Source organism: Haloplanus litoreus, from assembly GCF_045690335.1.
Lineage (GTDB): Archaea > Halobacteriota > Halobacteria > Halobacteriales > Haloferacaceae > Haloplanus > Haloplanus litoreus.
Genome location: NZ_CP147874.1, coordinates 2,161,566 through 2,183,480 on the forward strand (window position 1 = coordinate 2,161,566; position 21,915 = coordinate 2,183,480).

Here is a 21,915-nt window from a genome sequence, read left to right on the forward strand (position 1 = left end):
AGTCGGTCGTCACCGTACCTAAATCCACGCCCCGACCGGTGGCCTAGATGTAGCCGTGTTCGGCCAGCCGTTCGACGCCCTCCCGGAGCCGTTCCTGACTCGCGGCGTAGGAGAGGCGGGCGTAGCCGGGCGTCCCGAACGCGCTCCCGGGAACCGTGGCGACGTGGGCGTCCTCGATGGCGCCCTCACACCAGGTCTGGTCGTCCGAATCGACGGGAAGCATCATGTAGAACGCGCCGTCGCCGACGGGGACGTCGACGCCGTGGTCGGCGAAGAGGTCGGCGAGCATATCGCGGCGCTCGCGGAAGGCCTCGCGCATCTCGGTGACCGACTCGTCGGTGTTCGTCAGGGCCTCGACGCCCGCGTGCTGGACGAAGTTGACGGCACAGGACACCGAGTGCGACTGGATCTTCCCCGCCTGCGAGACGAACTCCTCGGGCGCACAGAAGTAGCCGAGGCGCCAGCCGGTCATCGCGTAGGCCTTCGAGAAACCGTTGACGGTGATGGTGCGGTCACCCATGCCGTCGAGGGAGCCGAGGCTGGTCTGTTCGACGCCGTAGGTGATCTCGTCGTACATCTCGTCCGAGATGACGGTCACGTCGTGATCGACCGCCAGGTCGCGGACGCCTTCGAGGGCGGCGTCGGAGTAGACGGCGCCGGTAGGGTTCGACGGGGAGTTGACAACCAGCAGTTCGGTCTCGTCCGAAATCGTCTCCGCGAGGTCGTCGAGTGCTGGCTCGAGTTGGAAGCCGTACGGCGAGAGATCGACCCGCGAGAGGTCGGCACCGGCCATCTTCGCCTGCGCCTCGTAGGACACCCACGCCGGATCGAGGAGGACGACTTCGTCCCCCTCGTCGATCAGGGTGTGGAAGATTTCGTAGAGCGCCTGCTTGCCGCCCGGCGTGACGACCACGTTTTCCGCCTCGCAGTCGATACCGTCGGTGCGGAGTTTGTCCGCGATAGCCGCGCGCAGTTCGGGGATGCCGTTCGAGGAAGTGTAGCTCGTGTCGCCGGCGTCCAGCGACGCTTTCGCGGCCTGTTTGATGTTCTCGGGCGTGTCGAAGTCCGGTTCACCGACCGAGAGGTCGACGACGTCGATACCGTCGGCCTCCAGTTGGTTCGCGAGGTTGCTGATCGCGAGGGTCGCGCTCGGTTCGACGCGCTCGACGCGCGACGCGAAGTCGAAATCCGTGTTCATGGTAGCGTGCGTACCATCTCGACGGCAGCGTTTACCGCTTCCGCTCCTTTCTCGACGCGCTCTCGGGCTTCGGCCCCGCTCATGCCCGGTCCGGAGACGCCGAAGGTGACCGGCGTGTCCCGGTCCAGGCTCACCCGGGTGAGCGCCTGGGCCGTCGCGTCGCCGATCACCCGGTCGTGTGCCGTATCGCCCGTGACGATGGCGCCGACGACGGCCACCGCGTCGACGTCCTCGCGGCGGGCGAGTCGGTCGGCCGCGAGGGGCGCGTCGTACGTTCCCGGCACGGCCAGTTCCTCGCGTACCTCGGCGTCCGCCGCCGCGGCCGCCGCCCGCGCTTCCTCCGCCATCGGCTCGGTGACCGACGCGTTGAACTGCGCCACCACCAGCCCCAGTGTAACCATGTGGGCCGCGTCGGGATGGCGTAGCAAAGGCCTTGCCCTCCACCCGTCGAAGCCCCAGAAACCAAAAGGGTTGTTACCGCAGAGGCGACAGGGGTTAGCGATGCGTACCGACGGCCGCCGCCGGACCCTCCGGGCGGTGCTCGTGATTACCGCCTTCGCCCTCGCCCTCAGGCTAGTCACCCTTGGCGCCCGAATCTTCCACTGGGACGAGGGTCGTGTCGGCTACTGGATCCTCCGCTACCACGAGACCGGGCAGTACGCCTACCGCCCCATCGTCCACGGCCCCTTCCTCTTCGTCGTCAACAACTGGGTGTTCTCCGTTCCCTTCCTCGGCGCGACGGATTTCAGCGCCCGCCTGATCGTCGCCTCGGTCGGCGGCCTCCTGCCGCTTTCGGCGTGGCTCCTGCGCGACCGCCTGCGCGACGCCGAGGTGGTCGCCCTCGCCGCCGTCTTCGCGGTCAACCCTCTGCTCGTCTACTACTCGCGGTTCATGCGCAACGACGTCCTCGTCGGCGCTTTCGCCTTCGTCGCGCTGGCGCTGTTCGTCCGCGCACTGGACCGGGGCGACGCCCGCCTCCTCTACCCCGCCGCGGCCGCGTTCGGCCTCGCGTTCACCACCAAGGAGAACGCCGTCGTCTACCTGCTCTGTTTTCTCGGCGCCGGCGCACTCATCGTCGACCACCACCTGTTCCGGACGGCTCGGTCCGATCGGTCGATCCGTACCCTCGTCCTCTCGGAGTGGCGCACCGCCATCGCCTACCGGCTGGCGTCGTGGGGCGGGTCGGTCCGGCGCGGCCTCGGTCTGGCGTTCGCCAACACCGTCGGTGTCCTCGTCGTCTTCGTCGTCGTCGTCACCTTCTTTTACGCACCCCGGCCCGAACTGTGGCAGGCCCTCGCCGCCCCGGGTCGTCTGCCCGGCGTCGTCGAGAGTGCCACCGTCGGTTCGTGGGAGTCCTTCTACGACCTCTGGGTGAACGGGAGCCACCAGAACCACGACTACCTGCCCTTCCTCTACGACTACCTGGAAACGCTGCTCTACGGCGCCCCGTTCGTCCTGCTGTTTGCCGTCATCGGCTTCGTCGCCGACGGCTACGGCGGGACCGACGGGGACGGCCCGCGGGCGCTCGTCGCCTTCACCGCCTACTGGGGGGCGGTGAGCATCCTCGGCTACCCCGTCGCCACCGACATCCGCGCGCCCTGGGCCGCCGTCCACGCCGTGATTCCGCTCGCCGTCCCCGGCGCCGTCGGCGTGGCCACCCTCGCCCGCCGGGTTCGGGCGTCCATCCGTCGGACCCGTAACCGATCCGGCGACGACGGTGGACGCGTCTCCCGGGCGTGGACGCTCCCCACCGCGATGGCGGTGCTCCTGCTCTGTGGGGCCGCCGTCGGCGCCGTCGGCGCGAACGCGATGTACGCCAACAGCACCGACGACGACGAGGCCGGTCAGATCATCCAGTGGGCACAGCCCGAAAACGACCTCAAGGAGACCCTCGGTCTGGTCCGGGGTGTCGTCCGCGTCACCGACGGCACCGACGTGGTGTTCGTCGGGACGCATACGCCCGGCAACCCGAGCGACGTGCGCTTCTACGTCGAGGACGAGGGGTCGCTTCGCCAGCCACGCCCGGGCGGCCCGTCGTGGCACACCCGCCTGCCGTTGCCGTGGTACCTCGAGCGCTACGGCGCGAACGTCACTAGCACACCGCCGGACAACAAGACACTGGGGGCGAATCCCCCGCCCGTCGTCGTCGCGGCCAGTTGGGACGCCGACACGGTGGGTCGACAGCTCTCGGGGTACTCCCGCCACCGCCACGACTTCCGGCTCTGGAGCGACGAAATCGTGGTGTTCGTCGACGACGACGCCCTCGAACGGGCGCGCGAGCAGGGGTACGTCGACTGATCCCGTCGGCCGTGATCGATTCGAAATAGTCGCCACCCCGGACGACCGTCTTCATCGACTGACAGCCGGCAGTACGAGGCGTCGGGGCCGTTCGGCGAGCCGACACCCCCCGGGCAACGCTGGACACGACCGTGGGACTAAAACCCTCCCGACGCGGACTCCCCAGACATGGATTATCACGCCGCGGCGGACTTTCTCTCCGACCTCCGCCGGTTCGCACTCGACCCCGGAACGGAGTCGATCCGGGAGCTACTAACCCACCTCGGCGACCCCCACGAGGACGTCGAATTCGTCCAGATCGCCGGCTCGAACGGCAAGGGCAGCACCGCCCGCATGACCGAGTCGATCCTCCGCGAGGCGGGCTACCGGGTGGGGCTGTACACCTCGCCGCACTTCGACGACCTGCGCGAACGGGTCCGCGTCGACGGGCGACGGATCACGGAGTCCGCCGTCGTCGAGTTCGTCGAACGGGTGCGGCCGTTCCTCGTCGACCGAGCCGTCGAGGGCGACCCACTCACCTCCTTCGAGACGCTCACGGCCATGAGCCTCTGGTACTTCGGCCGGTCGGACGTCGACGTCGCCGTCCTGGAAGTGGGGATGGGCGGCCGACTCGACGCGACGAGTGTCGTCGATCCGATCGCCGCCGCAGTGACGGCGGTCAGCCTGGAACACACCGACATCCTCGGCGAGACGCTAGACGACATCGCGGCCGAGAAGGTCACCGTCGCGCCCGAGGATACCCCGCTGGTCACGGGCGCGACGGGTGAGGCCCGCGACGCCGTGCGCCGACACGCCCCCGAGACTCTGACGGTCGGCTTCGCCGACGAATCCCCCGACGTGACCGTCAGCTACGGTGGACTCGTCAACCACACGGAGGCGGCCGTCGGCGTCGCCGACGCCGACTGGGGGGTCGAGACGCGCCTCCCGATGCCCGGCGCGTACCAGGCGCGCAACGCCGGCGTCGCCGCGGTGCTCGCCCGTCAGGTGGGCGGCGACCGTGTCTCCGATCCCGCCGTCGCGACGGGGCTTCGCGGCGCTCACTGGCCCGGCCGGTTCGAAGTGATGGAGCGAGACCCCCCTGATCGTCCTCGACGGCGCGCACAATCCCGGGGCCTGCCGGGCGGTGGCCGACACCCTCGGCGAGTACGACTACGACGACCTGCACCTCGTCTTCGGCGCGATGCACGACAAGGACCACCGCGAGATGGTCGCCGAACTTCCCGACTCCGGATCGGTGTGGGCCTGCGCACCCGAACACGAACGCGCCGCGGACCCGGCCGTCCTCGCCGCGGCCTTCGAGACGGCCGGGGCGGGCGACGTCGCCACCGCGCCGACCGTCGCCGCCGCCCTCGAACGCTCCCGGGCGACGGCCGGCCCGGACGACTGCGTCCTCGTCGTCGGGTCGCTGTTCGCCGTCGCCGAGGCCCGGCGCGCCTGGTCGCGTCTCGCGGTGTCCCGACGGGTCGAGGACGTCGACGACGCGGTCGAGGCGTTCGAGCGGTCGAACGCCGACGCGGACGCCGAGGTGATCGAGGAGGGCGTCCATCGCGTCGTGACGACTCGCCTCGACCGACGAGAGGCGCGAGCGGTCGAACGCGCCGCCGCGCGGGCGGGAGCGACCGCCGTCACCTCGGCGTACCGGACGGGGCGCGAACTCCGGGAGGCGGTAATCGCCGGTACGCGTGCCGAACTCCGGGCGCTCGTTGCGGACCTCGACGGAGCGCTGGCCCCCCTCGCCGACCGACTGCGCGACGGCGCCGGCCTCGGCGCGGACGCCCCCGGGCACGGCTACCCTTGGGAGGAGCGCCCGTCGGTGATGGGCATCCTGAACGTGACGCCGGACAGTTTCCACGACGGCGGCGAGTACGTCGATCCGACCGCCGCGATAGCGCGCGCCGAGGCGATGGTCGAGGCGGGGGCCGACGTCGTCGACGTGGGTGGCGAGAGTACCCGCCCGGGTGCCGATCCGGTACCCGTCGCCGACGAAATCGAACGCGTGCGCCCGGTGATCGAGGCGCTCTCCGACCTCGACGCGATGGTGTCCATCGACACCCGGAAGGCCGCGGTGGCGCGGGCGGCCCTAGAGGCCGGTGCCGACATCCTCAACGATGTGACGGGGCTCGCCGACCCGGAGATGCGGTTCGTGGCCGCCGAGTTCGACGTCCCGGTCGTCGTGATGCACAGCATCGACGCGCCGGTCGTCCCCGGCAAGACCGTCACCTACGACGACGTGGTGTCGGACGTGGTCGACGAACTCGCCGAGCGCGTGGCCCTCGCCGAACGTGCGGGCCTGGACCGCGAGAAGGTGATCGTCGACCCCGGGCTCGGTTTCGGCAAGTCCGCCGTCGAGAACTTCGAACTCCTCGACCGTCTGGAGGAGTTCCGCGCGCTCGGCTGTCCGATCCTCCTCGGCCACTCCCGTAAGTCCATGTTCGCCCACGTCGGTCGGGAGGCGGGCGAACGCCTGCCGGCCACGGTGGCGACGACGGCGCTCGCGGTGGACCGCGGTGCCGACATCGTGCGCGTCCACGACGTCGCGGAGAACGTCGCCGCCGTTCGGACGGCCGTCGCCACGGCGGACGCCGCCGAAACGCCCGACGTCTGGCGGGAATGACTATTTAAGAGGCTGGCTCGCCTACGTGACTCCGTGTGTACGCTCACCCTCGCCTGGCAGGTGTTCCCGGACGCGCCGGTCCTCGTCGCCGCCAACCGTGACGAGCGACGGGACCGACCATCGGAACCGCCGACGAGAACCGAGTCTGACCCGAGCGTCGTCGCGCCACGCGACGCCGAGGCCGGCGGCACGTGGATCGGGTACAACGACGCCGGCCTGTTCGTCGGCATCACGAACCGTTGGCTGGCGGACCCCGTCGCCGAACGGTCGCGGGGACTGCTCGTCGCCGACGCGCTTCGGGAACCCGACGCCCGGTCGGCCGCCCGTCTCGTCGAGCGGTCGGTCGACGCACACGCCTACGACGGGTTCAACCTCGTCGTCGCCGACCGGACGGCCGCTTACCTCTTCGAGTGGGATGGCCGCCTCCGCGTCCACCAACTCGATCCGGGCGTCCACGTCGTCGTCAACAGCGGGGCGGCCCTCGGCGGCGGTGGGGCCGTAATCGACGCCTTCCACACGCCCGCGGAACCGGCCGACCGGGCCGAACGAGCGACCGAACAGGCCGAGAACGCCCGTGCGGTGCGAACGGTGCTGACCCCCGAACCGGGCGAAGCGGCCGACGCGTGGCTGGATCGGTCGGCGACGGTTCTCGCAGACCACGACTACGGCGTCTGCATCCACGAAAACGGCTACGGCACTCGGTCGTCGTCCCTGGTCCGTCTCGACGACGCGGGCGGCACGTACCGGTTCGCCGCCGGCCCGCCCTGCGAGACGTCCTACCGTCGCGTCGGTGTGTGACGAAAGTCAAGTTTAAACCCGCCGCACCGGTTTGTGGGTGTATGATCCGGACCGTCGACCTGGAGGTGTGCCGATGAGCGCGACCGAGGAGCCCGACCTGTCGGCCGACGAACGCGCGGCGCTCGATCTCGTTCTCGATACCCGCGGGATCCACCAGAGCGAACTGTGGAAGGACCTCGATATCTCCTCGCGCAAGGGGAGCCGCATCGCCGAATCGCTGGTCGAAGCGGGGTTGATCCAGCGTGAAGAGACGGTCTACCAGGGCCACAACACCTACTTTTTGATGCCGACGGCCGGTGACCTCGACTTCTCGCTCCTGATGGCCGGCGACATGCTCTCGCCGTTCATCGGCGAGGAGGAGATCGACCCGCGGAGCGACGCCTTCTCGCAGTGGCTGATGAACCTCGCCTACGAGGAGTACTGAGCGGGGTCGGCGGTAGCCGTAACTATCGACGTCGAATCGAAGGGACACCGACCGGGGAGAAGATGGTGGGTCGGTGGATGCCGAGGCCGAAGCCGAGGCCGAAGCCGAGACCGAGGAGTCGTTACTCCTCGCCGTCGTCCGCGTCCTCGTCGTCCTCGCTCGGCAGGAGGTCGAGATCGGTGAGGTGGCGCTCGATCTCGTCGTTGTCGAGTTCGTGGAACTCCTCGGTGTCGACGCTGACGGTCGCGACGTCGACGCCAGCCGGTTCGAGCGTGTCGTCGTTGCTGGTCGCGAGCGCACGGAGCGCGAGTTCGATCCCGCCGTCGAGGTCGAGACCGTCCGCGTAGTTCTCCTCGAGGTACTCCTGAAGATCGCCGCGGTTCGCGCCGATGGAGACCGCCTTCCACTCGTAGGGCGTCCCCGAGGGATCGGTCTCGTAGAGTCGCGGCTCGCCGTCCTCGATGCCACCGATGAGGAGGGCGACGCCGAACGGGCGGGCGCCACCGACCTGCGTGTACTGCTGGATGTGGTCGGTGACTTCCTTCGTGAGCGTCTCGATGCCGATCGGCTCACTGTACCGCAGGCGGTTGATCTGAGCCTGCCGGCGGGCGAAGTCGATGAGCTGGCGCGCGTCGGCCACGTGGCCGGCGGACGCGATGCCCGCGTGGTTGTCGGCCTTGTGGATCTTCTCGACGCTCGTCGGCTCCATCAGTGGCGACCGGGAGCGTTTGTCCGCCGCCAGTACCACGCCGTCGTCGGTTCGGATGCCGATACTCGCTGTCCCTCGCTTGACGGCCTCTCGGGCGTACTCGACCTGATAGAGGCGGCCATCGGGCGAGAAGATCGTTATCCCGCGGTCGTATGCCTGCTGTTGGGCTTGTCCCTGCATTGTATCACGTTGACTCTGACTCGAAATCGAGTTCGGTCGCGTCCGAGCCTGCCGGTCCGGTCCCGCCCACTCCGTGGACGACGTCCCACCGACAGCCGTGCTCGAACACGACGCGTCTCTCGCGTCGCCACTCCGGCCCGGCGTCCTAAATACCTTTCTTACTTGGGGCGGCTGTGCGGGTGAATCCCCGACGGCGCCGCACACGTCGCGCGCCCTTTTGTCGACCGATGCGCGCACGAGTTATGTTGGCGTGACGATCCGTACGGCGCTACCCGCCGAGGAACGTCTCCGTACAGCCGCGGAGCGTCCCCGAGACGCCACGGACGTGCAGGCCGACCGGGTCGCCGTCCACCTCGCTCACGCAGGCCAGCGCCGCCCGCGCCGGGTCCACCTCGCCGCGGCGGGCGCGGACGACCGCCTCGCCCGAGTTGTCGTCGAACGAGAAACGAACCACTCGAAGGTCGGCGTCCGCGCTCCCGGGGTCGCCGAGTAAGTTGCCCGCGGCGTACCAGACGGCCCGCTGGAAGTCGCTCCGCGATAGCGACGCGTCGGGCCACGTCTCCAGCGTCACCGCGAGATACCGCCACCGCGGACGGAGGTGTTTGGGTAGGTGTTTCATCGCCGCTCGGCGGCGATGACGCCCACTGCCGGTGAGACCCGATCCACGGCCGTCAGAACGAATCCCGCGTCAGTCAGCGCGTCGGCAAGGACGCCCGCGTGGGCCGGATCGTCCACCTCGGGATCGTAGACGTCCGACTCGGGGTCGGAGTCCTCGAAGAACATCACGTCGCCGAGGACGAAGCGGCTCGGCTCGAGGTCGGCGATCACGTCCACGGCCGCCCGTTTCTCCGCGTCGCTCAGGTGATGCAGTGCGAAATTCGAGACGACCACGTCGACCGGGCCGTCGACGTTCGGCTCCCGGAAGCGCCCCTGGCCGAAGTCGACGTTCGTCACGCCGCAGTCAGCGGCTTTCCGGCGGGCCTCGTCCAGCATCCCCTCGCTGATGTCGCGGCCGACGACGCGGGCGGCGTCGTCGGCGAGCGCGAGCGCGATGGCGCCCGTCCCGGCTCCGAGGTCGAGGACCACGTCGTCGGCTTCGGGGGCGGCGTAGCTCACGACGAGGTCCACACAGGCACGGTACTCGGGCGACGCCCCGTCGTCGTACTCCGGCGCCAGTTCCGAGAACCGGTCGGCGTGTTCCTCAAGCGTCTTCTTCATACGGTCCCCGTTCGACCCCCGGCTCTATGAACGCCTCGGACCGCCGGTGCCGGTTGCGTTCGGCGAGTTCGCCCCACTCGCGCAGGCCCGCACGCACGGCGTCGGCGTCGAACCCGATGGCCTCGCCGACGGCGACGAGTTCCCGCGGCGCGCGCACCTGGAGATGCGAAGCGGGACTCGCGCTGACGACGAACGGGGCCCCGGCGTCGGCGACGAGTTCGCGGAGTTTTCGCAGGTCCCGAAGCGCCTGTACCCGCGGGCCGCCCGTCGAGCGGAGAACCGGCCCGAAGTCGAACTCGATCCGGACGCCGTTTGCGGCCGCCGCGTTCGCGAGGACGTGGTTCACGTCGCCGTCGTCGGCCATCGGCCGTGTGAGCACGTCGACGCGGTCCTGCTCGACGGCGAAGCGGTTGAGTCGGTCCGTCCCGCCGCGAACACAGAGCAGCGTGTGGTCGGGGCGGAGGCCGCCGACGGCGCCGCTGGCGCGTTCCGGATCGGAGGCCACGACCTCGACGGCGTCCACGACGTCGACGCCCGACGCCTCGCGGACCGCGGCGTAGTCGGGGTCTGCGTCCCGCGCCCGGACCACGACGCCCTCGTAGCCCATGCGGGCCGCCGTCGCCGCGAAGCGCGCCGCCGTACTCTCGCCGTCGGGATGGGCGTGGACCGCCTCGTACATGAGTCGGTAGAGTAGCCCCGGGCGCTTGGGGATTGCGCTTCTAACCCTCCTCGAGGACGCCCATCGCCACCGTCGTGTCCGCGTCGACGTGAGACCCCTCAGCCGAGCAGTTTCGACAGCGCCTCGGCGAGTACCGCCGCCGCACGCTCGACCGCCGCCGTGCGGACGTACTCCCGATCCGCGTGGGCGACCGGTCCCTCGTCGTCGGCGAGGACGCCGGGGCCGAAGACGACGGTGGGGGCGGGCGCGAAATACGACGCCTCGGTGGCGGCGGTGAAAGGGCGCACGGCGCCGGCCGCGCCGTCGGTCACGCGTTCGGCCGCGCTCGCGAGGTGCCGGACGACCGGCGAGTCCGGGTCCGTCGCGAACGCCTCGAGGAACGGCGTCGGGCGCTCCGTGGGTTCGAAGGCGACGCCGACCGAACCCGGCGTGGCGTCGTCGACGGCGCGTTCGAGGTCGGCCGCGAACCCGTCGGCCGTCTCCGGCGGGACGCTCCGCCGGTCCACCGTGATCGCACAGTCGGCGGGCACTTGGTTCGTCGCCTCGCCGCCCGCGATGACCGTCGGCGTCAGCGTCGCCGGACCGAGGTCGGGATGGGGGTCGCGGGCCGCGTCGAACTCGCGAATCGCCGCCAGCGCCCCTTCGGCGGCGGCGACGGCGTTGACCCCCGTCTCGGGTTCGGCGGCGTGGGCGTTCACGCCCGAGAGACCGATCGTCCCCTCGAATCGCCCCTTGGCGGCAGTACAGACGTCCAGCCCGGTCGGTTCCCCGACGACGTAGGCGTCGCCGGTCGGCGCGTCGACGCCCGGCAGGACCGAGAGGTCGAGCGCCGCCGCCCCCGTCGAGTACACCTCCTCGTCGGGCGTAATGGCGAGGGTGAGGCGACCGCCGTCGTCGCCGGGGTCGTAGCCGAGAAACGCCGACAGGATGGCCGCGAGCGGCCCCTTCGCGTCACAGGAGCCGCGACCGTGGATCACGCCGTTCTCGCGGTCGTAGGGGACGTGCGGCGACACCGTGTCGATGTGGGTGTTCACGACGACGTGCGGCGATCCGTCGCCCTTCGTGGCGAGCGTGTTGCCCGCCTCGTCGACGAGTGGGTCGGCGCCGTGGTCGCGGAGCGTCTCGACCAGGAACTCGCGTATCGCCGTCACGTCCTCGTGGGACTCGATGCGGACGGCGGCGTCGAGGAAGGGGACGGGTTCGAAGCCGTCGGTCACTCGGGGACCTCCAAGTCGACGTCGAACTCGCGGTCGACCGGACCGGTCAGCGTCGCCGGACCGTCGTCGGGCACGACGATCACCAGGTCGCCACCGGGCGGCGACACCCGAACCGGACCCTCGGTGTCGAGGCGCCCGGTCCGCTTCGCCGCCGCGACGACGGCCACCGCGCCAGTTCCGCAGGCGAGCGTCTCGCCTTCGACGCCGCGTTCGTAGGTCCGCTGGCGGAAAGCCGCCGGGGCACCCGGTGCACCCTCGGTCGCGTCGTCGTCGAGTTCGGCCCGCGCGGCGAGGGTGACGTTCGTCCCGTCGGGGAATAGTTCGGCGTGGCGGACCGGCGGCGCGACGGTTTCGAGGTCGACGGCGTCTACGTCCTCCACGAACGCGACGGCGTGGGGGACGCCCGTGTTCACCGCGGTGACGGTCAGTCCCTCCACCGGCGTGTCGATCAGCGGCCCGCCGGCGTCGCGGGCTAAGGGCACGTCCGCCGGATCGAACGCGGGACGACCCATCTCCACGGTGACGCCCTCGCTCTGGACGACGGCGTGGCGGTCGCCCGCCGGCGTCTCGATGATCACCTCGCGGGCGCCCGTCTCCCGGGCCGCCCACACGGCCGCGACGCGGGCGCCGTTGCCACACATCTCGGCGACGGAGCCGTCCGGTTGGACGAGCGTCATCGTCACCCGGACGGGCGACGCCCCGGGGTCGAGGGAGAGAAACAGGACGCCGTCGGCGCCGGTTCGCTCGCCGCCGACGCCGGTCTCCCGGTTGCAGTGGATCGCCGCGAAGGCCGCCCGGTCCGCGACCGGTGCGTCCGCGTCGACGACGAGGAAGTCGTTCTCGGTGCCGTGGTACTTCTCGGCGCTGACGGTCGTCACGGCTCCACCTCCAGATCGGTGAGGGCGGAGAGCGTCTCGCGTTGGCGGGCGAGTCGCGCCCCTTCACCCTCCAGAACGACCTCCGCCGGTCGAGGCCGGGAGTTGTACGTGCTCGCCATCTCGTAGCCGTAGGCACCCGCGTTGCCGATGGCGAGGACGTCGTCCCGACGCGGCGTCGGCAGCGAGCGACCCTCACAGAACAGGTCGGCCGTTTCACAGACTGGTCCCGCCACGGTGACGGGGCGTTCGGGGCGCGTATCGGTCAGGTTCCGGATGGCGTGGTAGGCGTCGTACATCGCCGGGCGAAGCAGAGTTGTCATGCCGGCGTCGACGCCGGCGACGACGGGCACCGTACCGTCCGCTCCCGCGTCGTCGACGGGTTTCACCGTGTTGACGCGGGTCAGCAGGACGCCGGCGTCGGCGACGACGTAGCGGCCGGGTTCGACCGCCAGGTCGGCGTCCACGTCGCCGAGGGCCTCGCGGGTCGCGTCGGCGACGGCCGACAGGTCGAGGGGCGGTTCCGTCTCCCGGTACGGGACGCCGAAGCCGCCGCCGACGTCGACGAACTCTAGGTCGCCCACCTCGCGGGCCAGGTCCCCCATCCGGGCGACGAGTTCGCGGTGGGCCGCCAGGTCGTCGCCGCTGATGCCGCTGCCGGCGTGGGCGTGGAGTCCAACCAGGTCGAAGTCGGCGCGGGCGTCGGCGACCACGTCGGCCGCGCGGGCGTAGGGCACGCCGAACTTGGCGTGGCCGCCGGTGGTCACCTTCTCGTGGTGGCCGGCGCCGACGCCCGGATCGACGCGAATCGCCAGTCGACCGTCGAAGCCGCGGTCACGGAGTCGGTGGAGCGTGTCCCGGGCGCCGGCGACGACGGTCAGATCGGCCCCGTCGCGCCAGCGGTCCAGCACGACGTCGAGGTCCCCCGCGGGCGGGTTGACCGCGGTGTACTGGACGTCCTCGCCCGCGAAGCCGGCGTCGAGGGCGCGAACCACCTCGCCCGCCGACGCGCACTCGGCCCCGAGGTCGGCCTCGCGGACGGCCCGGAGGACGGCCCGACCGGTGTGGGCCTTCACTGCGTAGCGAACGTCTTCGTGGTCGAAAGCCGCCCGTAGGCGCGTCGCGTTCTCCCGCACCCGGTCGAGGTCGGTGACGTAGAGCGGCGTGCCGTACTCGTCGGCCAGCTCCCGCAGGTCGGCGGCCGACCAGTCGGCGAGTCGCCGCACGGCAGGGCCGGTCCCGCCCGCGTCGGCCGCCTCCCCGCTCATTCCCGGAGCGCCTCCTCCCGCTCGGTCGCGTCTCGCGTGTCGGCCTCGATGTCGAGGGCGACGACGGCGGGCTTGTACGCGCCGCCCGCGAACAGGTCGTGGTCGCCGAGGGAGGACTCCACCATCCGCGTGAAGGCCCGTCGCTCCGGCGGCAGGCGGCCGTAGATGACCTCCTCCTCGACGAGGTCGTAGACTGGGATGCGCGGCGAGAGGAGTGTGTTCTCGCCGACGACGGTGTTCTCGCCGACGACGAACCCGGAGGTGACCCGACAGCCGGCACCGAGCGAGACGCCGTCTTCCACGATGACTGGTGCGTCCTCGACCGGTTCGAGGACACCCCCGATGAGGGTGTTCGCGCCGAGTTTGACGTTCTCGCCGATCTGCGCACACGAGCCGACGGTGTCACAGGAGTCGACGAGGGTGCCGTCGCCGACGTGCGCGCCGACGTTGACGAAGGAAGGACTCATCATGATGCAGTCGCTGCCGAGGTAGGCGCCGCGGCGGATCGTCGTCCCGTCGGGCGTGTTGCGGGTGCCGCGCTCGCCGAGGTCACCCGTCTCGCGCAGGGGCAGGACGTCGTGGTAGTCGACGTCGCCGTAGGAGCGCGCTTCGGTGGCGCGGAGGCCGAAGTTGAGGAGGATGCCACGCTTGACCCACTCGTTGGCCTCCCAGCCGTCGCTCCCCTTCTCGGCGGCGCGAATCTCGCCCGCCTCTAGCCCTTCGAGGAAGGCGTCGAGCGTGTCGTGGTCGTCGGTGGAGGCCGTCTCGGCGTCGACCTCGTCGTCGTCGTAACGCTGCCACAGATCGGATACGTCGGAGTGCAGTGTCATAGTGCGTCCTCGAAGTCGTACTCGCCGGCCGGGCGGCCGACGAGCCAGTCGGCAGCATCGAGCGCCCCCTCGGCGAAGACGCCGCGGGATTCGGCGCGATGCGTGAGCGTCAGTACCTCGTGGTTCCCCGCAAGTAGTAGTTCGTGTTCGCCGGTGACGTCCCCGGCCCGCCGCGCGTGGACACCGATCTCCCCGTCTTCGCGGGGCTGTTCGCCCTCGCGCCCGTGGACGCGGTCGGCGTCACCGCGGGCGTCGTCGATATCGTCGAGAATCGTCAGCGCCGTCCCGGACGGCGCGTCGCGCTTGCGGTTGTGGTGGGTCTCGGTGAGTTCGGCGTCGTAGTCTGGGACGGCGGCGACTGCCTCGCGGATCGCCCGTCTGAGCGCCGCCACGCCCCGGGCGAAGTTGGCCGCCCGGAGGACGGGCACCGACTCCGCGGCGTCGGCGATCACGTCCCGTTGCGAGTCGGAAAAGCCCGTCGTCCCGACGACGGCGGCGACGCCCGCGTCGGCGCAGGCCTCGACGTACCGCGTGCTGGGGTCGGGCACCGTGAAGTCGACCAGCACGTCGGGATCGCGCTCGTCGAGGAGACGGGGGAGGTCGCTCTCGTCCTCGATGTCGACTCCCTCGACGGGGCCGACCGCCGTGCGGTTGACCGCGAGGACGACGTCCATCTCCTCGCGGTCGGTCGCCGCGGCGAGGACCTCCCGGCCCATGTGGCCGCCGGCGCCGGTGACGGCCACCTCCATCACGGCTCGGCCTCCACCGGTTCGAGGGCGGCGAGGACGGCTTCGAGGTCGGGGCGAAGCTCCTCGGAGAGACGGGTGAGCGGCGACCGGACGTACCCCGGCCCGTAGCCGCGGATGGCCATCGCCTCGTTGACGGGGATCGGATTCGTCTCCCAGAACAGGGCGCGCATCAGCGGACCGAGTTCGTGGTGTCGTTCGCGGGCGTTCTCGTAGTCGCCGTCGAGCGCCGAGTGGACCAGATCCACCGTCCGCTCGGGTTCGACGTTGGCGACGACGCTGATGGTTCCCGTCCCGCCGACGGCGAGGGTCGGGAGGATGAGGCCGTCGTCACCCGCGAGGACGGAGAAGTCCTCGTCTCGGGTGCGCTCGACGACTTCGGAAACCTGATTCAGGTCGCCGCTGGCGGCCTTGTAGCCGAGGATGTTGGGGTGGGACGCGAGTTCGACCGTCGTGTCGACGGTGATGTTCTGGCCCGTCCGGCCGGGGACGTTGTAGACGATCTGTGGGAGGTCAACCTCGTCGGCGATGGTCCGGTAATGGTCGTACATCCCCGCGGGTTCGGGCTTGTTGTAGTACGGCGAGATGAGTAGGAGGCCGTCGGCACCGGCGTCGGCGGAGCGCTGGGAGAGCGAGAGCGCCTCGGCGGTGTTGTTCGACCCCGAACCGGCGATGACGGGCACGTCGACGGCGTCGACGACGGCCTCGACCACTTCGATGTGTTCGTCGTGGCTGAGCGTCGCGCTCTCACCCGTCGAGCCGACGGGCACGAGGCCGTCGACGCCGGCGTCGGCGAGTCGTCGGGCGTCGGTTCGGAGCGTCTCGAAGTCGATACTGCCGTCCTCGTGGAACGGCGTGGTCATAGCGGGGTAGACCCCGCGGAATTCGGATAGCGTCATTGTCGTTCGGATGGTGTGGCTGCGCTGTTAGTCGTGTCGGAACGGGTCGGCCGCCGGCGGTCACCCGGGACGGGGGCGCCACGCCCGCCGCGAGCGGTGCTACCGACCGCGTTTTTTCAGAAGAGCCGCGAGCCCACCCGTCGCTGCCGACCGAGCGGTCGATCCGGCGACGACGCGTGGCGGTGTCACGTTCGAATAAGGATGGCCACGTCGTTTATATTTTGTGTCCGCGGTCAGTCCGTCCGATCCACCGTCAGGAGGACGCCCCCGAACAGGACGAAGAAGACGACGCCGAGGGGGACGGGCAGTCCCGGGAACCCGCGCGAGAGGAGGAGATACGTCGCCCCCGCGAAGACGAGTCCCGCCCCGAGGAGAAGCGCCCCGAGGAGGCGCACGGGGTCGACTGGCCACGATTCGGCCCACGATTCGCGCCGATAGTAGACGACGGAGACGACGAGCGCCGCGGCGAAGACGGCGGCGCCGAACGCCCACACCTGGTAGGCGAGTTCGAGCGCCTGTCCGCGCTGGAAGGCGGCCGCGGAGAGCGGATCGGCGACGGTGATGCCAGCGGCGAGGGGGACGCCGAAACTGTACCGAACCTGGAGGAGGGGAAAGCGGACGAACAGGAGCGACCCGCCCGCGACCCCGGAGACGAACGTCACGTTCCACGGGATCAGCGCCGAGAGCCACGTCGTCAGGACCGCCAGTTCACCGGCGTACTCCGACCGGACCCACATACCCCCGCCGACGAGGAGGCGACGAATAAACCCCGCGGGACGACCGGACCACGGCCGTCGACCGGATCCACCGCCAATCACGGGGCGTTACGTTCATACCGTCTGAACCCGAAGGTCGGTGTACGGAATGAGGCGCGACCACTTCGAGTTGGAAGCACACAACGTCGACTGGGTGGAGACGGGGGAGCAACCGGCCGAACCCCGTGTGGTTATCGACTTTCACGGGCCAGCGGAAGCGCTGACGGACCGGTTGACCGACGCCGACGGGGAACTGCTGGAGGCCGGCGAGACGGACGTCACCTTCCGTCTTCAGGACTCCCTCGATACACCCGACGCGACGGGTGTCGTCGGCGTCACCGACCGCATCACCGGCGACTTCCTCCTCGAACTCAACGAGAAGGCCGACGACGTGTTGCGGTTCGTCCGCGCCGCCCGCGAGTACGGACAGTCCATCGACGCCGACGGCGGCCGCTACAGCGTCGTTCTCCGGATCGACGGCGAACCGCTCGCCACCTACTCGAAGAGTACCTTCCTCGTCTACGACGCAAACGGGAGCCTCCTCCGGTCCAAGAGTCTCATCCCCTCCGGCGTCGAACTGTAGATTTAGGTTTCTGGGTGCGTAGCGGTACCCGTGCGAAACGTCACCGACCGCGTCAGCAACCCGTTCGGCATGGACCCACCCTGTGAGCGGTTCGTTCCGGGGTACGGCGACGTCAACGCCCACTTCCACGTTATCGGCGACCATCCCGGCGTCCACGGCGGCGTGGAGACGGGCGTCCCCTTCACCGGCACGGCCGCGGGCCGACGCCTCCAGCGAGCGCTCCACGACGCCGGCCTGCTCCGGTCGACCGGCGACGACCCCGTCGTCGAAAACACGTACCTGTCGTATCTCCACACCTGCGTCCCCGACGGGACGCCGACCAGCGACGACTACGCCGCGATGGAGCCCTTCTTCGACGCCGAACTCCGGGCTATCGCCGCGCACGTCCTCCTACCGGTCGGCGAACGGGCGATCCGACACGTCCTCGAAACCTGCACCGCCCACGACACCGACGACCTGGATCCGGGGACGCTCCACGCGACGGAACTTCTCGGGAGCGGGTGGCTGGTCATGCCGGTCAAGGAGCCAGCGGCGTGGGAGTCCGACGACGCCGGCCGGCTGGTCGAGGCCATCGACCGCCTCCGCGCGACCGACTACCGCCGAGAGAGCGACCTCGGGCGCTTCGTCGCCGGCAACGAGCCGTATTTCGTCCGGTGACGGTGGCCGAACGTCCACCTCCGCCCCGACCGTCAGACTATCGTTGGTGGATTTAGCCCGTATGAGCACCTAACAACGACCACATGGATACATCTTCACGCATTATTGGAATATATTGGGCTAGCCAACACCTTTTTTAGCACATACGTAAATCTAGCAACCGACGCGAACGGCCTTCGGCCCGACGCGTCACGTATCGCAAAGCACATTGCGAGTCAGGTGCTCCTCGCAGTGGCTTGGTCAGTCGGACGACCACCATGTGTGGTCCCGTACGTTCTCCGTGCGGGGGACGCCATCCGGCGTCGCCCGCTCGTCCGGAGAGCAATTATTCGGCGTACGTATACGAAACCTTGAAACGCGAACCACCGGTAGCGATGGGTATGGAACTGCGGGTCATCGAGAAAACCGACGAGGAACTTCGCATGGAGATCGCGGACGAGGATCACACGTTCATGAACGTCCTCAAAGGGGCGCTGCTGGAGACGGCGGGCGTCGTGGCCGCCACGTACGACATGAACCCCGAACAGTCCGGCGGCCAGACCGAGCCGATCCTCTCGATCAAGACCGACGACGACACGGACCCCCTCGACGCCGTGGGCGACGCCTCCCGCCGGGTGCAGGACCTCGCCGACGACTTCGTGACCGCGTTCGACGCGGCAGCTTAAAGCCGGACGGGGATGCCCCGTTCGTCGAGGTACTCTTTGACCTCGCGGATCGAGTGTTCGTCGAAGTGGAAAATCGAGGCCGCGAGCGCCGCGTCGGCGCCAGCCTCCGTGAACACCTCGTAGGCATCTTCCGGGCCGCCGCATCCCGACGAGGCGATGACGGGCGTCGAGACGTTCTCACAGACCGCCCGCGTCAGCGGGATGTCGTAGCCGTCCTTGGTGCCGTCGGCGTCGATGGAGTTGACGAATAGTTCGCCCGCACCCCGGGATTCGACCTCGCGCGCCCACTCCACCACGTCGACGCCCGTCCCCTCGCGACCCCCTTTGATCGTACACTCGAACCAGCAGGACTCGCCGTCTACCTGCTCGTAGTGTTCGCCCTGCTCGTCGTAGCGCCGCCGGGCGTCGACACTGATGACGATGCACTGACTGCCGAAAGCGGCGGCACCGGCGTCGACCAGATCCGGGTTCTCGATAGCGGCGGTGTTGATCGACACCTTGTCCGCGCCGGCGCGGAGCGTCTCCTTGACGTCCTCGCGGGTTCGGATGCCGCCGCCGACGGTCAGGGGGATGAACACCTCGTCGGCAATCTGTTCGACGACGTGGAGCATCGTCTCCCGGCCCTCGGCGCTGGCGGTGATGTCGAGAAAGACGAACTCGTCGGCGCCCGCCTCGTTGTACTCGCGGGCCATCTCGACGGGGTCGCCCGTATAGGCCAGATCCTCGAAGTTGACGCCGGTGTACACTGCGGGGTTGCCGTCCTCGTCGAGGTCCACGTCGATACAGGGAATGATGCGCTTGGTTACGGCCATCCGTGTCGGGCGATACGACGGGGCCGGTCAAAAGACGCCCGGTGCGGCGACCCGCGTTCTCCCGGTCGGTTCGTCCCGTCCCGCGCCGTTCAGGTGTCTTTTTGTATCGCCGCTCGTCACCACCGAGTATGGACGACCACTCGGACCACGACCACCACTCGCACAGCGACGACGAGGGCCGCATCACCTCTCCGATGCAGGACTTCTCGACCGGGCAGGCCGGCGTGGGCTTCGTCGTCCTCCTGATCGGCCTCGCGGTGACGTTCGGTCTGCCGCTGGTGTTGGCCTAATCGAGTTCCCGTTCGATCACGTCACGGAGGCCGGCGATGGTCCCCGCCGTCCGTTCCAGTCGCTCGTCACCGACCGATAGCGTCAGTCGCGCATCGGTCGTCGCCGCACCCAGGTCACGCACCGGCAAATCACCCGCCGCCGCCTCCACCGCCTCGACGTCGGTCGTCTCGACGACGATCCGACCGGGCGTCTCGTCGAAGAGGGCTTCGACGTCGTCGACGGCGGCGCTGATGCCCGTCTCGGCCGTCACCATCTCGGCGAGTGTCACCGCCAGGCCGCCGTGGCTCACGTCGTGGGTCGCGAGCGTCGAGTCCAGGGTCGCAATCCGCTCGACGGCGTCGATGGCCGTCGCGGCGTCCGCCGGAAGGTCCGGGAAGCGGTCGCTCCCCCCGACCTGCGCGAGGTACTCCGAGCCACCGAGGGCGCCGCCGGCCGTGCCGACTTCGAGGAGCGTGCCCGTCCCCGTGACGCCCATCGGCGGCGCGTCGTAGCCGTCCCGCACCCCGATCATCGCCAGCGTCGGCGTCGGCGGGATGGGGCCGGCCACGGAGTCGTTGTACAGGGAGACGTTGCCGCCGACGACCGGGACCGAGAGGTCGCGGCACATGTCGGCGAGACCGCCGACGATGGCGCCGAAGCCGCCGTACACGTCGGGGTTCTCGGGGTTGCCGCCGTTGAGACAGTCGACCGCGGCGTGGGGAGTCGCGCCCTTTGCCGCGATGTTGGTCGCGTTCTCCAGCGCGACCGCGCGGGCGCCATCGTAGGGTGCGGCGCTCGTCCACGACGGAATCGCCCCGGCCGAGAGCGCCAGTCCGGTCCCGGCCTCGCGGATGGCCATGATCGCGGCGTCGTCGCCCGGTCGGCGGGCCGTCCGCGTCCCGACCTCGTGGTCGTACTGGCGGTACACCCACGCCTTGCTCGCGGTGTTGGGACTGGCGACCACCGCGTCGAAGGCGTCTTCGAGGTCCGGGTCCGGGCGGTCACGCTCCGCCCCCGTCGACGACTCCATCGGCAGGTCGTTCATCGGCGCGCCGTCGGCGAGGAACTCCGCGGGGACGTCGACGACCGTCTCCCCCTCGAACGTACAGACGTAGTTGCCCTCGCGAACCTCGCCGATGACCGAGCAGCCGAGGTCGTAGCGGTCGGCGATCTCCGCGACGCGGTCGACGTCCTCGGGCCGCACCTCGTAACACATGCGCTCCTGTGATTCGGCGAGCAGGATCTCCAGTGCGGACATGTTGGGCTCCCGCTGGTGGACGCGGTCGAGTTCGATTTCGGCGCCCAGTCCACCCTTGGCGACGAGTTCGCTGGAGGCGCCGCCGAGTCCGGCGGCCCCCAGGTCGCGGGCCGCCCGGATCAGGTCCTCGTCGATCAGTGCCTCGTTGGCCTCGATCAGGAGTTTCTCCGTGTAGGGGTCACCCACCTGTACCGCCGGCCGGTCCTCGGTCTCCGCGTCTTCGCTCAGGTCTTCGCTGGCGAAGGACGCGCCGCCGAGGCCGTCCCGACCGGTGGCGTTGCCGACGAGCACCAGTTTGTTGCCCGGCGTCTTCGCCTCCGCGGTGACGAGGCGGTCCTCGGTCACCAGACCGACGCAGGCGACGTTGACCAGCGGGTTACCCTCGTAGCCGTCGTGGAACTCGACGCTGCCGCCGACCGTCGGGACGCCGATGGCGTTGCCGTAGTCGGCGATGCCCTCCACGACGCCTTCGAAGAGGTACCGGGAGTGCTCGCGGTCGAAGCCGCCGAAGTACAGCGAGTCGGTCAACGCGATGGGGTACGCGCCCATCGAGAGAATGTCGCGGACGATGCCGCCGACGCCCGTCGCCGCGCCGTCGTACGGGTCGACGTAGGAGGGGTGGTTGTGGCTCTCGATCCCCATGGCGACGTACGTCTCCTCGCCGTCGTCGGCGTGGGTGGGCACGGAGACGACCGCGGCGTCGTCGCCGGGACCGACGACGACCTGGTCGGCTTCGCTGTCGAACGCGGACAGCAACGGACGGGACGACCGGTAGGCGCAGTGCTCGCTCCAGAGGTTCTCGAAGAGCGCCACCTCGGCGGGCGTGGGGTCCCGCCCGAGTTCGGCGGCGACGAGGTCGTGATCCGGATCGGACAGGCTCATTCACCTCCACCTTTCGCGCTTTGGGGGTAATGTCTTTCCATGTGCGCCACGTCCCGATCCGTCCCGTTCACCCACCGCAG

21 protein-coding genes and 2 pseudogenes are annotated in these 21,915 nt (G+C 69.8%); 8 read left to right on the forward strand and 15 right to left on the reverse strand.

From position 1 onward, the window contains the following. Positions 1-43: 43 nt before the first annotated feature. Positions 44-1,198: a pyridoxal phosphate-dependent aminotransferase gene (locus V8686_RS11610; protein ID WP_379704308.1), complete on the reverse strand. Its 1,155-nt coding sequence runs from the start codon at positions 1,196-1,198 to the stop codon at positions 44-46. Further along, positions 1,195-1,599 carry a 6,7-dimethyl-8-ribityllumazine synthase gene (ribH, locus tag V8686_RS11615; protein WP_379704310.1) on the reverse strand — a complete coding sequence of 135 codons (405 nt, stop codon included), beginning with the start codon at positions 1,597-1,599 and terminating at the stop codon, positions 1,195-1,197. The genes V8686_RS11610 and ribH overlap by 4 nt, the downstream gene beginning before the upstream one ends. 100 nt (positions 1,600-1,699) lie before the next feature. Between ribH and V8686_RS11620 the strand changes: the two genes are divergently transcribed. The 4 genes and pseudogenes from V8686_RS11620 (at position 1,700) to V8686_RS11635 (ending at position 7,332) form a co-directional block, all read left to right on the forward strand. Beyond that, the gene (locus tag V8686_RS11620; protein WP_379704311.1) at positions 1,700-3,496 is read left to right on the forward strand and encodes a flippase activity-associated protein Agl23; all 1,797 of its coding nucleotides are present in this window, start codon (positions 1,700-1,702) and stop codon (positions 3,494-3,496) included. 168 nt (positions 3,497-3,664) lie between these two features. Beyond that, positions 3,665-6,110 (forward strand): annotated as a pseudogene (gene folP / locus V8686_RS11625) (dihydropteroate synthase). A 33-nt stretch (positions 6,111-6,143) separates the two neighbouring features. After that, the gene (locus V8686_RS11630) at positions 6,144-6,908 is read left to right on the forward strand and encodes an NRDE family protein (protein ID WP_379704313.1); all 765 of its coding nucleotides are present in this window, start codon (positions 6,144-6,146) and stop codon (positions 6,906-6,908) included. A 73-nt stretch (positions 6,909-6,981) separates the two neighbouring features. Continuing rightward, positions 6,982-7,332 carry a helix-turn-helix transcriptional regulator gene (locus tag V8686_RS11635; protein ID WP_379704315.1) on the forward strand — a complete coding sequence of 117 codons (351 nt, stop codon included), beginning with the start codon at positions 6,982-6,984 and terminating at the stop codon, positions 7,330-7,332. A 121-nt stretch (positions 7,333-7,453) separates the two neighbouring features. Here V8686_RS11635 and psmA read toward each other — a convergent pair whose 3' ends face one another. The 11 genes and pseudogenes from psmA to V8686_RS11690 all read right to left on the reverse strand — a co-directional run bounded on the left by psmA (position 7,454) and on the right by V8686_RS11690 (position 16,690). Further along, the gene (gene psmA / locus V8686_RS11640) at positions 7,454-8,221 is read right to left on the reverse strand and encodes an archaeal proteasome endopeptidase complex subunit alpha (protein WP_379704316.1); all 768 of its coding nucleotides are present in this window, start codon (positions 8,219-8,221) and stop codon (positions 7,454-7,456) included. Between the two features lie 274 nt (positions 8,222-8,495). After that, a pseudogene (locus V8686_RS11645) lies at positions 8,496-8,840 on the reverse strand (Rpp14/Pop5 family protein); the annotation flags it as partial. Beyond that, positions 8,837-9,439 (reverse strand): class I SAM-dependent methyltransferase, encoded by a 603-nt coding sequence (locus tag V8686_RS11650; RefSeq protein ID WP_379704318.1) that lies wholly within the window; start codon positions 9,437-9,439, stop codon positions 8,837-8,839. The pseudogene V8686_RS11645 and the gene V8686_RS11650, both read right to left, overlap by 4 nt. Further along, positions 9,423-10,118: an RNase P subunit p30 family protein gene (locus tag V8686_RS11655; RefSeq protein WP_379704320.1), complete on the reverse strand. Its 696-nt coding sequence runs from the start codon at positions 10,116-10,118 to the stop codon at positions 9,423-9,425. Before V8686_RS11655 ends, V8686_RS11650 begins: the two co-directional genes overlap by 17 nt. 98 nt (positions 10,119-10,216) lie before the next feature. Then, positions 10,217-11,335: a M20 family metallopeptidase gene (locus V8686_RS11660; protein ID WP_379704322.1), complete on the reverse strand. Its 1,119-nt coding sequence runs from the start codon at positions 11,333-11,335 to the stop codon at positions 10,217-10,219. Further along, a complete protein-coding gene (gene dapF / locus V8686_RS11665) occupies positions 11,332-12,213 on the reverse strand; it encodes a diaminopimelate epimerase (RefSeq protein ID WP_379704324.1) in 882 nt (293 codons plus the stop codon). Before dapF ends, V8686_RS11660 begins: the two co-directional genes overlap by 4 nt. Further along, entirely contained in the window at positions 12,210-13,478 is a 1,269-nt protein-coding gene (lysA, locus tag V8686_RS11670) for a diaminopimelate decarboxylase (protein ID WP_379704326.1), read from the reverse strand. The genes dapF and lysA overlap by 4 nt, the downstream gene beginning before the upstream one ends. Next, the gene (locus V8686_RS11675; protein ID WP_379704328.1) at positions 13,475-14,308 is read right to left on the reverse strand and encodes a 2,3,4,5-tetrahydropyridine-2,6-dicarboxylate N-succinyltransferase; all 834 of its coding nucleotides are present in this window, start codon (positions 14,306-14,308) and stop codon (positions 13,475-13,477) included. Before V8686_RS11675 ends, lysA begins: the two co-directional genes overlap by 4 nt. After that, positions 14,305-15,057, reverse strand: a complete 753-nt coding sequence (gene dapB / locus V8686_RS11680; protein ID WP_379704330.1) for a 4-hydroxy-tetrahydrodipicolinate reductase — start codon at positions 15,055-15,057, stop codon at positions 14,305-14,307. Before dapB ends, V8686_RS11675 begins: the two co-directional genes overlap by 4 nt. Then, positions 15,057-15,953, reverse strand: a complete 897-nt coding sequence (gene dapA, locus V8686_RS11685; RefSeq protein WP_379704332.1) for a 4-hydroxy-tetrahydrodipicolinate synthase — start codon at positions 15,951-15,953, stop codon at positions 15,057-15,059. Before dapA ends, dapB begins: the two co-directional genes overlap by 1 nt. A gap of 233 nt (positions 15,954-16,186) precedes the next feature. Next, entirely contained in the window at positions 16,187-16,690 is a 504-nt protein-coding gene (locus V8686_RS11690) for a DUF7549 family protein (protein ID WP_379704334.1), read from the reverse strand. A 127-nt stretch (positions 16,691-16,817) separates the two neighbouring features. On the opposite strand from V8686_RS11690, the gene V8686_RS11695 reads away from it, so the two are divergent. The 3 genes from V8686_RS11695 to V8686_RS11705 all read left to right on the forward strand — a co-directional run bounded on the left by V8686_RS11695 (position 16,818) and on the right by V8686_RS11705 (position 18,613). After that, positions 16,818-17,291: a DUF5793 family protein gene (locus V8686_RS11695; protein WP_379704336.1), complete on the forward strand. Its 474-nt coding sequence runs from the start codon at positions 16,818-16,820 to the stop codon at positions 17,289-17,291. 30 nt (positions 17,292-17,321) lie between these two features. Continuing rightward, complete coding sequence (locus tag V8686_RS11700) at positions 17,322-17,948, forward strand: uracil-DNA glycosylase family protein (protein WP_379704338.1); 627 nt, start codon at positions 17,322-17,324, stop codon at positions 17,946-17,948. A 380-nt stretch (positions 17,949-18,328) separates the two neighbouring features. Beyond that, on the forward strand, positions 18,329-18,613 hold the full coding sequence (locus tag V8686_RS11705) for a DNA-directed RNA polymerase subunit L (RefSeq protein WP_379704340.1): 285 nt from the start codon (positions 18,329-18,331) through the stop codon (positions 18,611-18,613). Here V8686_RS11705 and hisF read toward each other — a convergent pair. Further along, positions 18,610-19,425: an imidazole glycerol phosphate synthase subunit HisF gene (gene hisF, locus V8686_RS11710; protein ID WP_379704341.1), complete on the reverse strand. Its 816-nt coding sequence runs from the start codon at positions 19,423-19,425 to the stop codon at positions 18,610-18,612. The genes V8686_RS11705 and hisF overlap by 4 nt on opposite strands. A gap of 128 nt (positions 19,426-19,553) precedes the next feature. On the opposite strand from hisF, the gene V8686_RS11715 reads away from it, so the two are divergent. Next, entirely contained in the window at positions 19,554-19,715 is a 162-nt protein-coding gene (locus V8686_RS11715; RefSeq protein ID WP_379704343.1) for a DUF7550 family protein, read from the forward strand. Here V8686_RS11715 and purL read toward each other — a convergent pair. Continuing rightward, on the reverse strand, positions 19,712-21,835 hold the full coding sequence (gene purL / locus V8686_RS11720) for a phosphoribosylformylglycinamidine synthase subunit PurL (protein ID WP_379704345.1): 2,124 nt from the start codon (positions 21,833-21,835) through the stop codon (positions 19,712-19,714). The two genes, V8686_RS11715 and purL, sit on opposite strands and share 4 nt — an antisense overlap. Between the last annotated feature and the right edge of the window lie 80 nt (positions 21,836-21,915).